General features: G+C 76.2%; 13 protein-coding genes. 9 read left to right on the top strand and 4 right to left on the bottom strand.

What is annotated here, in order from left to right; translation table 11 throughout:
- The 4 genes from ACFV0G_RS23205 to ACFV0G_RS23190 form a co-directional block, all read left to right on the top strand.
- A partial coding sequence (locus tag ACFV0G_RS23205) for a hypothetical protein (protein WP_380551035.1) occupies positions 1 to 3,411 on the top strand: 3,411 nt, incomplete at its 5' end.
- Positions 3,412 to 3,527: 116 nt separating this feature from the next.
- Positions 3,528 to 4,157, top strand: coding sequence for a hypothetical protein (locus ACFV0G_RS23200; RefSeq protein ID WP_380551032.1), 630 nt, complete (start codon positions 3,528 to 3,530; stop codon positions 4,155 to 4,157).
- Between the two features lie 117 nt (positions 4,158 to 4,274).
- Complete coding sequence (locus tag ACFV0G_RS23195; RefSeq protein WP_380551029.1) at positions 4,275 to 5,036, top strand: metallophosphoesterase; 762 nt, start codon at positions 4,275 to 4,277, stop codon at positions 5,034 to 5,036.
- Positions 5,037 to 5,119: 83 nt separating this feature from the next.
- On the top strand, positions 5,120 to 5,983 hold the full coding sequence (locus tag ACFV0G_RS23190; protein WP_380551026.1) for an SMP-30/gluconolactonase/LRE family protein: 864 nt from the start codon (positions 5,120 to 5,122) through the stop codon (positions 5,981 to 5,983).
- A 27-nt stretch (positions 5,984 to 6,010) separates the two neighbouring features.
- Here ACFV0G_RS23190 and ACFV0G_RS23185 read toward each other — a convergent pair whose 3' ends face one another.
- A complete protein-coding gene (locus tag ACFV0G_RS23185; RefSeq protein WP_380551023.1) occupies positions 6,011 to 6,379 on the bottom strand; it encodes an SSI family serine proteinase inhibitor in 369 nt (122 codons plus the stop codon).
- Positions 6,380 to 6,552: 173 nt separating this feature from the next.
- On the opposite strand from ACFV0G_RS23185, the gene ACFV0G_RS23180 reads away from it, so the two are divergent.
- Together ACFV0G_RS23180 and ACFV0G_RS23175 are read left to right on the top strand one after the other, a co-directional pair.
- Complete coding sequence (locus ACFV0G_RS23180) at positions 6,553 to 6,750, top strand: hypothetical protein (RefSeq protein WP_380551020.1); 198 nt, start codon at positions 6,553 to 6,555, stop codon at positions 6,748 to 6,750.
- Between the two features lie 2 nt (positions 6,751 to 6,752).
- Positions 6,753 to 7,127, top strand: a complete 375-nt coding sequence (locus ACFV0G_RS23175) for an ArsR/SmtB family transcription factor (RefSeq protein ID WP_380551017.1) — start codon at positions 6,753 to 6,755, stop codon at positions 7,125 to 7,127.
- Here ACFV0G_RS23175 and ACFV0G_RS23170 read toward each other — a convergent pair.
- On the bottom strand, positions 7,100 to 7,456 hold the full coding sequence (locus ACFV0G_RS23170) for an ArsR/SmtB family transcription factor (RefSeq protein ID WP_380551014.1): 357 nt from the start codon (positions 7,454 to 7,456) through the stop codon (positions 7,100 to 7,102). The genes ACFV0G_RS23175 and ACFV0G_RS23170 overlap by 28 nt on opposite strands.
- Before the next feature lie 112 nt (positions 7,457 to 7,568).
- Here ACFV0G_RS23170 and ACFV0G_RS23165 point away from each other — a divergent pair, with 112 nt between their 5' ends.
- The gene (locus ACFV0G_RS23165) at positions 7,569 to 8,660 is read left to right on the top strand and encodes an NADH:flavin oxidoreductase/NADH oxidase (protein ID WP_380551011.1); all 1,092 of its coding nucleotides are present in this window, start codon (positions 7,569 to 7,571) and stop codon (positions 8,658 to 8,660) included.
- Between the two features lie 15 nt (positions 8,661 to 8,675).
- On the opposite strand, the gene ACFV0G_RS23160 is transcribed toward ACFV0G_RS23165, so the two are convergent.
- Together ACFV0G_RS23160 and ACFV0G_RS23155 are read right to left on the bottom strand one after the other, a co-directional pair.
- Entirely contained in the window at positions 8,676 to 8,990 is a 315-nt protein-coding gene (locus tag ACFV0G_RS23160) for a hypothetical protein (protein ID WP_380551008.1), read from the bottom strand.
- Between the two features lie 137 nt (positions 8,991 to 9,127).
- On the bottom strand, positions 9,128 to 9,823 hold the full coding sequence (locus ACFV0G_RS23155) for a FadR/GntR family transcriptional regulator (RefSeq protein WP_380551005.1): 696 nt from the start codon (positions 9,821 to 9,823) through the stop codon (positions 9,128 to 9,130).
- Between the two features lie 111 nt (positions 9,824 to 9,934).
- Here ACFV0G_RS23155 and ACFV0G_RS23150 point away from each other — a divergent pair, with 111 nt between their 5' ends.
- Together ACFV0G_RS23150 and ACFV0G_RS23145 are read left to right on the top strand one after the other, a co-directional pair.
- Positions 9,935 to 10,486, top strand: coding sequence for a gluconokinase (locus ACFV0G_RS23150; protein WP_380551002.1), 552 nt, complete (start codon positions 9,935 to 9,937; stop codon positions 10,484 to 10,486).
- Entirely contained in the window at positions 10,483 to 11,991 is a 1,509-nt protein-coding gene (locus ACFV0G_RS23145; protein ID WP_380550999.1) for a GntP family permease, read from the top strand. Before ACFV0G_RS23150 ends, ACFV0G_RS23145 begins: the two co-directional genes overlap by 4 nt.
- Positions 11,992 to 12,032: the final 41 nt, after the last annotated feature.

Here is a 12,032-nt window from a genome sequence, read left to right as displayed (position 1 = left end):
GCGCTGCGCGGCGAGCTCCCCGAGGCCCGCACCCTGCACTCCGCCTGGCAGGCCGCCGAGGCGGTGCTGCGGCTGCGCGCCGCCGCCGACCGGGCGGCCCGGGTCTCCGCCGCGATCCGCGAGGCCGAGCTCGACGCCGCGCCCGCGCTCGCCGCCCGCGCCCAGGCCGCCGGCGCCCTCGCCCGCGCCCTGGAGACCGCGGCGCTCGCCGCCGAGGCCCGCGCCGACCAGGAGGAGCTGCGCGCCGGCGAGCTCCAGGAGGACGGCTCCGCCGCCCAGGACGAGGCCACCGCCGCCGCGACCGCCGCCCAGAAGGCCCGCAGCGAGGCCGAGCACCTGCGCCAGCGCCTCGCCGAGGTCGAGCAGGAGACCGCCGCCGCCGTCGAGGCCGGCTGGATCGACGCCGCCGACGACCCGGACCCGGCCCGCGCCGCCCTGCACGCCTCCGACGCGGAGAAGGTCGCCACCGCCGCCCTGGAGCAGGTCCGCGGCGCCGCCGAGCAGGCCGCCGCCCGGGTCCGCGAGGCCGCGGCCGCCGAGGCCCGCTCCGAACTCGCCGCCGCCCGCGCCGCCGACGCCCGCACCGCCGCCGAGCGCGCACTCGCCGCCGAACTGCGCACCGCCGTGCTGCTCGCCGCCGAGCCCCGGCTGGCCGACCTGCTCGCCCTGACCCCGTACCAGGAGGGCGTCCAGGAGGGCGAGGGCTTCCTCACCCCGGCCGTCCTCGACACCGGCGCCGAGTCCCTGCGCGAACAGCTCGACCAGGCCGTCGCCACCGCCGAGCGCACCCTGTTCGACCTGCGGACCGCCGCCGCCGACGACTCCCGGATCCTCGCCGCGCTCGGCGACGGCGGCCTGCTGCCGCCCGGCCCCGACGTGCTCGCCACCGTCGAGTACCTCGGCGAGCACGGCATCCCGGCGCTGCCCGGCTGGCGCTACCTCGCCCAGTCCGTCGACCCGGCCGACCACGACGCGATCCTCGCCGCCCGCCCCGAGCTGGTCGACGGCGTCGTCGTCACCGATCCCGCCTCCCTCGACCGGGCCCGCGAGGCACTGCACGCCGCCGCCCTGCTGCCGCGCTCCACCGTCGCGGTCGGCACCGCCGCCGCCCTGATCGCACCCATCCAGGACGAGCCGCCGTTCTTCCTCGTGCCGCCGAACCCGGCCATGCACGACGAGCGGGCCGCCGACGACGAGCGCCGCGAACTGCGCGGCCGCGCCACCGCCCGCGAGGAGCACATCCGCGAGCTCGCCGCCCGGCTCGGCCACGACCGGGCGCTGGCCGCCCGGCTCGCCTCCTGGCACGCCCAGTGCCCGCCCGGCACCCTCGCCGAGCTCGCCGCCGCCGCCGCGGCCGCCGGAGAGCAGGCCGACCAGGCCGCCGCCGGGCTCGCCACCGCCCGCGCCGAGCACGCCGAGGCGGAGGCCGACCACGCCGCCGCGGCCGGCGCCCACGAGGAGCGCCGCGAGGCCGCCCAGCAGGCCCGCCGCCGCGCCGACGCCCTGGCCGGCCTCGCCTTCCGGCTGCGCGAGCGCGCCAACTGGACCCGCCGCCGGCGCGAACTCGCCGACGACGCGGCCGAGTGCGAGCGCCGCCAGAGCGTCTGCACCGAGCGCGCCCGCACCTGCGACGAGGACCGCCGCGCCGCCCAGCGCGCCGCCGACGACGCCCGCCGCACCAGCCGCACGCTGCGCGCCGAGCGCGCCGAACTGGCCGCCGTCACCGAGGACACCCCCGCGCCCGAGGGCACCGCCGCCTCGCTGCCCGCGCTGCGCGAGGCCTACCGCGCCGCCTCCCAGGTGTACGAGAAGGTCGGCGTCGGCGCCGACCTGCGGGCCGAGCAGGCCCGCGCCGAGGGCGACGAGGCCGCCGCCGCGGCCGAGTTGGACCGCCTCACCAACAAGGTCCGGACCCGCGCCGAGGAGCTGCTGGCCAGCCCCGACGGCGCCGACGGCCCGGCCCGGCAGGCCGCCGCCGCCCGCGCCGAGGAGCTGGTCGCCACCATCGAGGCCCGGTCCGCCACCGCGAGCGAGCAGCTCGGCCGGCTGCGCGGCGAGGCCGAGCGCTCCGCCCCCGCGAACGGCGAGGCGCACACCGAGCTCCCCGAGGACCTCGTCCCCGCCGACCCAGAGCACGCCCAGGCGCTGCTGCGGACGGCCACCACCCTGCTCGCCGAGCGCCGCGAGCGGCTGGAGACCGCCCGCACCGAACACGCCGACCTGCTCCGCACCTTCGACGCCGCCCAGGCCGCCGCCGCTGACTTCGAGGAGGCCGCCGGCCAGCTCCGCGACGGCCTGCGCGACAACCCGGACGAGCCGGAGCAGACCGCCGAGCCGTACCTCGGCAGCCTCGCCGAGGCCCGCACCGCCGCCACCGACAGCCGCCGTGGGCTGCGCACCGCCGCCACCGAGCTCAGCGGCGCCGAACTCGCCGTCCGGGACGCCGCCGACGCCCTCATCCGGCACGCCAACGCCGCCCGCTACGAGGCCGTCCGCACCCCCGCCCGGCAGCAGATCCGCGAGCTGCCGGCCGCCGCGCTGCCCGAGCACGCCGCCGCCTGGGCCGCCGCCTTCGCCCCGCGGCTGCGCGTCCTCACCGACGAACTCGCCCAGCTGGAGCGCAACCGCGGCTCCATCGTCGACCGGCTGCGCGGCCTGGTCGAGTCCTCGCTGGCCACCCTGCGCGCCGCGCAGCGGCTCTCCCGGCTGCCCGAGGGCCTCGGCGAGTGGTCCGGCCAGGAGTTCCTGCGGATCCGCTTCGAGGACCCGGACCACGCCGTCCTCGTCGAGCGTCTCGGCGAGGTCATCGACGAGGCCACCCGCGCCGCCGTCAAGAAGAACTCCGACCTGCGCCGCGACGGCATGTCGCTGCTGCTGCGCGGCGTCGCCGCGGCCATCGGCCCCAAGGGCGTCAGCGTCGAGATCCTCAAGCCGGACGCGGTGCTGCGCGCCGAGCGGGTCGGCGTCGGCCAGATGTCCGACGTCTTCTCCGGCGGCCAGCTGCTCACCGCGGCCATCGCGCTCTACTGCACGATGGCCGCGCTGCGCGCCAACGACCGCGGCCAGTCCCGGCTGCGGCACGCCGGCACGCTCTTCCTCGACAACCCGATCGGCCGGGCCAACGCCACCTACCTGCTGGAGCTCCAGCGGGCCGTCGCGGATGCGCTCGGCGTCCAGCTGATCTACACCACCGGCCTGTTCGACACCACCGCGCTCGCCGAGTTCCCGCTGGTGATCCGGCTGCGCAACGACGCCGACCTGCGGGCCGGCCTCAAGTACATCTCGGTCGAGGAGCACCTGCGTCCGGGCCTGCCCGCGCCGCAGGACCCGGACGGCCCGGCGATCCACGGCGAGATCACCGCGACCCGGATGTTCAAGCGGCCCGCGGAGCCCGTCCCGGCCGCCGACTGACCCCGGACGACCGACCCCCCGTCGGGTGCCCGCCGGTCGGCGGGCACCCGATCGCGCCCGGTGCGGCGTAGAGTCGGTGCACGGCGCAGTGCGGCGCACCGAAGGGGAGGGTGACGATGCCTCAGCACGGGATCTCCGCCGACCCGACGGACCGTCACGGCAGAACGCGCCCCGGCGCGGCCCCGGCCCGGACCGGCCCGCACCTGCCGGTGGACTCCGCGCTCGTCCGCTGCCCGCACTGCGACGCGCGGGCCGTCCGCACCGGGCGGCAGGTGGCGTGCGGCGGCTGCGGCCACGTCCGGACGGCCGGGCACTCCTTCCACGGCCCGGTCCAGGTCGTCGTCGAGGGCCGTTGCGGCAGCTGCGGCCGGGCGGCCCGGCGCGAGGTCGAACGGCCCCGGTGGCCCGACACCGTCCGGGCGCTGGCGCTGCGCTGCCCGTGCGGCACGCTCGGCAGCCACCCGGTCGCGGTGTACCCGTCCTGGTGGCGCAACCAGGGCACCGACCCGGTCTCCGGCCTGCCGCTGTGGCTCCGCGCCGACCTGCGCGGCCAGGTGGTCTGGGCGCTGGACGCCGAGCACCTGGCCTACCTGGAGGGCATCCTGGGCGGCGAGCCGGGCTTCCGCCCGGGCTCCCGGTACGGCACCCTGGGGAGCCGGCTGCCCGCCTGGATCAAGCAGGCCCGCAGCCGCGACGACGTGCTGCAGCGGCTGCGGCGGCTGCGGGCGCTGCTCGCCGACGCCTGATCCGCTCGCCGCCCACCCGCCGACAGCCGGCACCGGGCACCCCGGTGCCCGCCGGCACCCGGCACCCACCGACAGCCGACACCCGCCGTCCGCCGACACCGATCCGGAGGAACGCCCATGCCGGTGCTCGCCCACCTCAGCGACATCCACCTCGGCCAGGACCACGACGGGGACGGCGGCGCCCGGGCCGAGGCCCGCGCCCGGCAGGTGATGGCCCACCTGGACGCACTGCCCGGCCCGATCGACGCCGTCCTGGTCACCGGCGACATCGCCGACCACGGCCGGCCCGAGGAGTACGCGGCCGCGGCGAAGGTGCTCGCCTCCGACCGCCACCGGGTGCTGCTCTGCCCCGGCAACCACGACGTCCGCGAGGCCTACCGGGCGGGCCTGCTCGGCGAGGAGCCGTCCGCCGCCCCGGTCAACCGGCTGCACGAACTGCCCGGCCTCACCGTGGTGATGTGCGACTCCTCCGTCCCCGGCCGCCCCGAGGGGCGGCTGGACGAGGAGACCCTCGGCTGGCTGGACCGCACGCTCAGCCGCGCCCGCCGGGACGTGCCCGCGGTGGTCGCCTTCCACCACCCGCCGGTGGAGCTGCACGCCCCCTTCGTCGACGCCATCCGGCTGCAGGACGAGGCGCGGGTCGCGGCGGTGCTGCGCTGCCACCCGCAGCTGAGGGCCGTGCTGTGCGGCCACGCCCACACCGCCGCCGTCAGCCGGTTCGCCAACCTCCCGCTGGCCGTCGCGCCCGGCGTGGTCTCCACGGTGGGGCTGCCCTGGGAGGGCGGTGCGGACATCCTGTTCGACCAGCCGCCGATGGTCGCCTTCCACGTCCTGGACGAGGGCGGCCGCCTCACCACCCACCACCGGGTGGTGGTCTGAGCCGCGGCCGTGAGACGTCCGGCCCGGCCGGAACGATCAAGCCTTAGCATCGCGGTACCCGCTGCTCCGTAGGAGGACCGCCGATGCCCCGCCGCCTCGCCGCCGACCTGGTCGTGCCCGACCGCCTGCACCTCGCCGAGAGCCCGCTCTGGGACGACCGGGCCGGGGTGCTGCGCTGGGTCGACATCCTGTCCGGGCACGTGCACGGCTGGGACCCGAGGACGGGGGAGCGGACGTTCTTCGCCGCCGGACTCCCGGTCGGCGCGGTGCTGTTGCGGGCGGCCGGAGGCCTGCTGCTGGCCGTCGCCGACGGCTTCGCGGTGCTGGACGGGGGCCGGCTGACCCGGATCGCCGACCTCGACCCGGCCGGCGGCCTGCTGCGGATGAACGACGCCGTCTGCGACCCGCAGGGCCGGGTCTTCGCCGGGACGATGGCCTACTCGCACGAGCCCGGCGGCGGCAGCCTGTACCGGCTGGACGCCGACCACTCCGTGCACACCGTGCTGCCCGCCGTCACCATCTCCAACGGCCTCGACTGGTCGCCGGACGGTGCCACCGCCTACTACGCCGACAGCCCCACCCGTGAGCTCCGCGCCTACCGGTACCAGGACGGGCGGCTGCTCGACCCGGAGCCGTTCGCCGCGTTCACCGACGGTGTCCCGGACGGCGTCGCGGTCGACGCGGAGGGCGGTGTCTGGGTGGCCGTCGCCTTCGCGGGCGAGATCCACCGCTACCTGCCGGACGGCACGCTCGACCTGGTGGTCGACGTCCCGGCGACGATGACCACCAGCTGTGCGTTCGGCGGCCCGGACCTGGACACCCTGTACATCACCACGGCGACCGAGAACCTCTCGCCCGCCGACCTGGCCGCCCAGCCGACCGCCGGCGGCATCTTCGCCTGCGTTCCGGGCGTCCGGGGCCGCGCGGCCGGCCGCTTCGCCGGCTGAGGCCCCGGCCCCGGGGCCGGGCCCCGGTCAGAAGGCGAAGACGGTGCCGGTGGCCCGGCGCAGGATGCAGGCGTTGGCGAACTCCTGCGACCAGTGCACCCGGCGGCCGTCCCAGAGGCCGTCGGCGGCCGCGGTCACCGGCTGGTAGACCATCGGGCAGAGCGCGCTTCCGCGGGGCAGCCGGTCGAGGTCGCCGCCGGCCGCCGCCAGCTCGGCGCAGGCCCGGGCGGCGGCCGGGTGGCCGCCGCCGGGGACACCGGAGCAGAGCAGTTCGGTCCGCCGCTCGCCGGCCGACAGCACCAGCCGGGACGGCACGGCGCGGGCCGAGGCCGCCGGCGGCACGGGCAGCAGGAGCAGGGCGAGGGCGGCCGCGGCCGCACCGGCGATGGGGCGCATGGCGCATCCGTACCAGGCCGCGGGCGCCATCGGTGGGACGGTCACCCACAGGTGGGCGAGCCGTCCGGTCCGGCCCGGAACTTGAAGAACTCTCCGCAGTCTTGGATCCTGGATTTCCCGGGCCGTTTCCCGGGGTGGCGGGCCGGCGCCGATGCCGGCAACGGAGGTCGGCCGTGACGGACCTGTTCCGCGAGGAGCTCGGGGCGCAGCTGATCCAGGCCCGGGCCGAACTGTCGGCGGCGCTGTCCGCGGGCGACGACGACGGCGTGGACGCCTACCGGGGCCGGATCGCCAGTCTGCTGAGGATCGCCGCCCGGCACGGCATCGAACTGCCGCACACGCCGGACGAAGAGGAAGACGAGGACGACTGAGCATGCCGGTCCCGCTCTACCAGGCCAAGGCGGAGTTCTTCCGCACGCTCGGGCACCCGGCCCGCATCCGCATCCTCGAACTGCTCCAGGACGGTCCGCGCCCGGTGCGCGGCCTGCTGTCGGAGATGGACATCGAGCCGTCCAACCTCTCCCAGCAGCTGGCGGTGCTGCGCCGTACCGGTCTGCTCACCTCGACCCGCGAGGGCAACACCGTGGTGTACGAGCTGAGCACCCCCGACGTGGTGGACCTGCTGCGGGCCGCCCGCCGTATCCTCACCGAGATGATCACCGACCAGGGCACCCTGCTGGCGGAGCTGCGCGCCGGCGGCCGGCTGCCGGCGCCCGAGGATCACCCGGCCGCGGCGACGGTGCGGTAGCCGGCCACCACGCTGTCCAGCAGGCCGGGGAAGCGCTCGGCCAGTTCCTCGGTCCGCAGTCGGTTCATCCTGGAGGTGCCCCGACGGCACTGCCGGATCAGCCCGGCCTCGCGGAGCACCCGGAAGTGGTGCGTGAGCGTCGACTTGGCCACCGGCAGGTCGAAGGCGAGGCAGTTGACCTCCTCGGCACTGTCCGCGAGCGAGGCCACGATGCGCAGCCGCACCGGATCGGCGAGCGCGTGCAGCACGGCCTCCAGCCGGATCTCCCCGACGGCCGGCTCGGGCAGGGCGGTGGCGCCGCGGGCGCTGCTGTCGGTCACGGTCCCCATGGTACGAGAGCCCTTCCCGATGGTTCGAGAATCATCGTAGTTTGACATCCTTCGTAGTACGAGAGTTATCGTACCTATCCAGCTGCCGCTGCCGCACGCCGAAGGAGCCGCCGTGAGCGCCCTGTTCGAGCCGATCACCCTCCGCTCGCTGACCATTCCCAACCGCGTCTGGCTCTCCCCGATGTGCATGTACTGCGCCGCCGCCGACGGCCCGGACCAGGGCGTCGCCACCGACTTCCACCTCGCCCACCTCGGGGCGCGGGCAGCCGGCGGCGCCGGACTGGTCATGGTCGAGGCGACGGGCATCCGCCCGGACGGCCGGATCACGCCGTACGACCTCGGCCTGTGGAACGACCGGCAGCAGGCGGGCCTCGCCCGGATCGCCGCGCTGATCCGCCGGCACGGCTCGGTACCGGCGATCCAGCTGGGCCACGCCGGCCGCAAGGCCTCCAGCCGGCGGCCGACCGACGGCTCCGGCCCGCTCGCCCCGGCCGACGGCGGCTGGCCCACCGTCGGCGCCTCCCCGGTCGCCTTCGGCGACCACCCGGCGCCCGCCGAGCTGACCGTCGAGCAGATCGCCCTGCTGGTGGCGGACTTCGCCGCCGCGGCGGCGCGAGCGGCGGCGGCCGGCTTCCGGGCGGTCGAGATCCACGGTGCGCACGGCTACCTGGTGCACTCCTTCCTGTCGCCGCACTCCAACCACCGCACCGACGGCTATGGAGGCTCGTTCGCAGGGCGGTCCCGGTTCGCCCGGGAGGTGGCCGCCGCCGTCCGCGCCGTCTGGCCGGACGACCTGCCGGTGTTCTTCCGCGTCTCGGCCAGCGACTGGCTGGAGGCGGGCAGCGGCTGGACGCCGGAGGAGACCGTGCTGCTCGCCAAGGAGCTGGCGGCGATCGGCATCGACCTGGTCGACGTCTCCAGCGGCGGCATCTCCCCGGACGCCCGGATCGCCCTCGGCCCCGGCTACCAGGTGCCGTTCGCCGAGCAGATCCGCTCCGGGGCGGGCCTGCCGGTGAGCGCGGTCGGCCTGATCACCGAGCCGGCGCAGGCCGAGGAGGTCGTCGCCTCCGGGCGGGCCGACGCGGTCATGATGGGCCGTGAGCTGCTGCGCGACCCGTACTGGCCGCTGCACGCCGCGCGCGGGCTCGGCGCGGAACGCCGCTGGCCGCAGGAGTTCGCCTACGCGGTCGGCCCGCGCGGCTGACGGACCGGCGGAGCGTCAGTTCCGCAGCGGCGCCCGGCCCGCAGCCCGGCGCCGCCGGGGGTCCCGGCTGCCGTCCAGCGGCGAGGCGGAGTTCGGTGCGCGCCTTCGCTGCGCGGCGATCTGGCGCGAGATCAGGATCTCCAGCAGGCTCCAGACCGTCCCGAACACGCCGAGCGCCATGGCGAACAGCGCCAGCGGCAGCAGCGCGGCGTGCGCGTACGAGGCGAGCACCGCGATCGTCAGCGCCACCAGGGTCAGCGAGAAGCTCAGCAGGGCCCGGACGGCGGCGGCCCGCACCTCGTCCGGTAACCGGCGGCGTACGGCGGACATCGGGGACCCCCAGCGCGAAGGTGAGTAGGTGACGCGCCCCTGCGCGCCCCACCGGCAACCCTGCCCCACCCTGCGCCCGGCATGCCCGGGAAGTCGCCGATCCGTCCGGAAATTCCGCGCGTGTCCGGGGACGAACCTCAGCCCAGGGTCGCGTCCAGCTCGTCGCGCGCCCCCTCGACGATGGTGCGCATCGCCCGTTCGGCACCCTCGGCGTCCCCGGCGCAGATCGCCGCCGCCACCTCCTGGTGCAGCCGCACGGCGTACGGCTCGGGCCGGTGCGGCATCAGGTGGTGCTCGGTCCGGCCGGTCAGCACGGCGCCGACGGAGTCGCCGAGGTGCGCGAACATCTCGTTGCCCGAGGCGCGCAGCACCGTCGAGTGGAAGGCGATGTCGTGCTGCAGGAAGGCCTCCAGGTCGGCCTCCCGGGCGGTCACCGCCAGCTCGGTCGCCAGCGCGCTCAGCTCCCGCCGGTCGTCGTCGCCGGCGTTCCGGGCGGCCAGCGAGGCCGCCGCCGGCTCCACCGCGAGCCGCAGCGCGCCGAGCGAGCGCAGTTGGGCAGAGCGGTCGGCGCCGGCGAGCCGCCAGCGGATCACCGTCGGGTTGAAGACGTCCCAGCCGGACTTCGGCCGGACGGTGATGCCCACCCGCCGCTTGGCGGCGACCATCCGCATCGACTCCAGGATCCGCACCGCCTCGCGCACCACCGTGCGCGACACCCGGTAGCGCTCCTCCAGCTCCTCCGCCCGCAGCACCGAGCCCTCGGGGATCTCCCCGGAGGCGATGGCCGGACCGAGGTCCGCGAGCAGTCGGCCGGGCAGGCCCTGGATCTCCATCGGGCCAGCCTATCGGGGCGCAAAAGTATGACGATTCCGCCACGGCTACTTGAATAAGTCATACCTTTGCGCGAAGGTTGGCCGCGGATCAGGCAGAACAGGAGCACCACCATGGCTCTCAGCGTCGAGGACCAGGCCGCCGAGCACCCGCCCGTCATCGTGGTGATGGGCGTCTCCGGCGTCGGCAAGACCACCGTCGCCCGGCTGCTCGCCGAGCGGCTCGGCCTGCCGTACGCCGAGGCCGACGACTTCCACCCGGCGGCGAACATCGCCAAGATGACCGCCGGCACCCCGCTCGACGACGAGGACCGCGCGCCCTGGCTGCGCGCCCTCGGCGGCTGGCTCGGCGAGCAGGCCCGGGCCGGCAGCGGAGGGGTCGTCACCTGCTCGGCGCTCAGGCGCCGCTACCGCGACACCCTGCGCGCGGCCTGCCCCGACGCCTTCTTCCTGCACCTCAGCGGCGGCCACGACCTCGTTCGGGACCGCCTCGCCCACCGGGTCGGGCACTTCATGCCGACCTCGCTCCTCGACTCCCAGTACGCCCTGCTCGAAGTCCTCCAGCCGGACGAGCGCGGCGCCGTACTGGACGTCGGCCCCACCCCCGCAACCCTCGTCGAGTCGGCCGCAGCCCTGCTGGGCCATGTCAACGGAGACCTCGCGTGACCCCCACCTCCCTGCTCGCAGCGGCCGCACCGGTCCTGCCGCACACCGACAGCAACGGCAGACTGCTGGTCGCGGTCCTGCTCAGCATCGGCGCCATCGTGCTGCTGATCACCAAGCTGAAGCTGCACCCCTTCCTCGCCCTCACCCTCGGCTCCGGCCTGCTCGCGGCCGTCGCCGCCGTCCCCTTCGACAAGCTGCTGACCAGCTTCTCCACCGGCTTCGGCAGCACCGTCGCGGGCGTCGGCCTGCTCATCGGCCTCGGCGCGATGCTCGGCAAGCTGCTCGCCGACTCGGGCGGCGCCAACACCATCGCGGACACCGTGCTGGCCCGGACGGGCAAGCGGGGGCTGCCCTGGGCGATGGCGCTGATCGCGGCCGTCCTGGGCCTGCCGCTCTTCTTCGAGGTCGGCGTCGTCCTGCTGATCCCGATCGTGCTGCTGGTCGCGCGCCGCGGCAACGTCCCGCTGATGCGGGTCGGCATCCCCGCCCTCGCCGGCCTCTCCGTCCTGCACGGCCTGGTGCCCCCGCACCCGGGCCCGCTGGTCGCGGTCGACGCGCTCAAGGCGGACCTCGGCGTCACCCTCGCGTTCGGCCTGCTGATCGCCGTCCCCACGCTGATCGTGGCCGGGCCGCTGTTCGCCCGGATCGCCGAGCGCTGGGTGGGCCCGCTCGCGGTGCCCGCCACCCCCGGCACCGACTCGGCCGGCGGCACCGACGGACCCGCCGCCGACGGCGACGGCATCCCGCACGGGACCGCCCCGGCCGGCACCGGCTCCGGCTCCGGCACGGCGACCGCCACCCGTACGGCGCTGCCCACGACCGCCGCCCCCGGGCACGCCCCGCGGTTCGGCGCGGTGCTCGGCACCATCCTGCTGCCGGTCGTGCTGATGCTCGGCAAGGCCCTGGTGGACGTGGTCGTGGACGACCCGAAGGCCGGCGTCCAGCGGCTCCTCGACTTCATCGGCTCGCCGCTGATCGCGCTGCTCGCCGCCGTGCTGCTCGGCATGGTCACCCTCGGCCGGGCGGCCGGCTTCACCAAGGGCCGGGTCTCCGACACCGTCGCCAAGTCGCTCGGCCCGATCGCCGGCATCGTCTTCATCGTCGGCGCGGGCGGCGGCTTCAAGCAGACCCTGATCGACGTCGGCGTCGGCCAGGCCGTCAGCGCGTGGGCCACCGACTGGCACGTCTCCGCCCTGCTGCTCGGCTGGCTGATCGCCGTCCTGATCCGGCTGGCCACCGGCTCCGCCACGGTGGCGACCATCACCGCGGCCGGCATCGTCGCCCCGCTCGCCGCCGGTATGTCGAGCAGCCACTCCGCCCTGCTGGTCCTCGCGATCGGCGCCGGCTCGCTCTTCTTCTCGCACGTCAACGACGCGGGCTTCTGGCTGGTCAAGGAGTACTTCGGGATGAGCGTCGGGCAGACCGTGAAGTCCTGGTCGGTGATGGAGACGGTCATCTCCGTCACCGCGCTCGCCCTGAGCCTGCCGCTCAGCCTGATCGTCTGATCCCCCGACCGACAGCGGGCCCGCCCCGCGCTGCCTGCCCC

Origin of the sequence: Kitasatospora sp. NPDC059571 (assembly GCF_042735675.1) — a bacterium.
Lineage (GTDB): Bacteria > Actinomycetota > Actinomycetes > Streptomycetales > Streptomycetaceae > Kitasatospora.
This window is presented reverse-complemented; position numbering and strand designations above follow the sequence as displayed.

Excerpts from the sequence above, each read along its gene's own strand:
- ACFV0G_RS23150 (WP_380551002.1), top strand. The coding sequence starts at position 9,935 with ATGGCTCTCAGCGTCGAGGACCAGGCCGCCGAGCACCCGCCCGTCATC.
- ACFV0G_RS23155 (WP_380551005.1), bottom strand. The coding sequence starts at position 9,823 with ATGGAGATCCAGGGCCTGCCCGGCCGACTGCTCGCGGACCTCGGTCCG.
- ACFV0G_RS23175 (WP_380551017.1), top strand. The coding sequence starts at position 6,753 with ATGCCGGTCCCGCTCTACCAGGCCAAGGCGGAGTTCTTCCGCACGCTC.
- ACFV0G_RS23190 (WP_380551026.1), top strand. The coding sequence starts at position 5,120 with ATGCCCCGCCGCCTCGCCGCCGACCTGGTCGTGCCCGACCGCCTGCAC.
- ACFV0G_RS23170 (WP_380551014.1), bottom strand. The coding sequence starts at position 7,456 with ATGGGGACCGTGACCGACAGCAGCGCCCGCGGCGCCACCGCCCTGCCC.
- ACFV0G_RS23185 (WP_380551023.1), bottom strand. The coding sequence starts at position 6,379 with ATGCGCCCCATCGCCGGTGCGGCCGCGGCCGCCCTCGCCCTGCTCCTG.
- ACFV0G_RS23160 (WP_380551008.1), bottom strand. The coding sequence starts at position 8,990 with ATGTCCGCCGTACGCCGCCGGTTACCGGACGAGGTGCGGGCCGCCGCC.
- ACFV0G_RS23195 (WP_380551029.1), top strand. The coding sequence starts at position 4,275 with ATGCCGGTGCTCGCCCACCTCAGCGACATCCACCTCGGCCAGGACCAC.
- ACFV0G_RS23200 (WP_380551032.1), top strand. The coding sequence starts at position 3,528 with ATGCCTCAGCACGGGATCTCCGCCGACCCGACGGACCGTCACGGCAGA.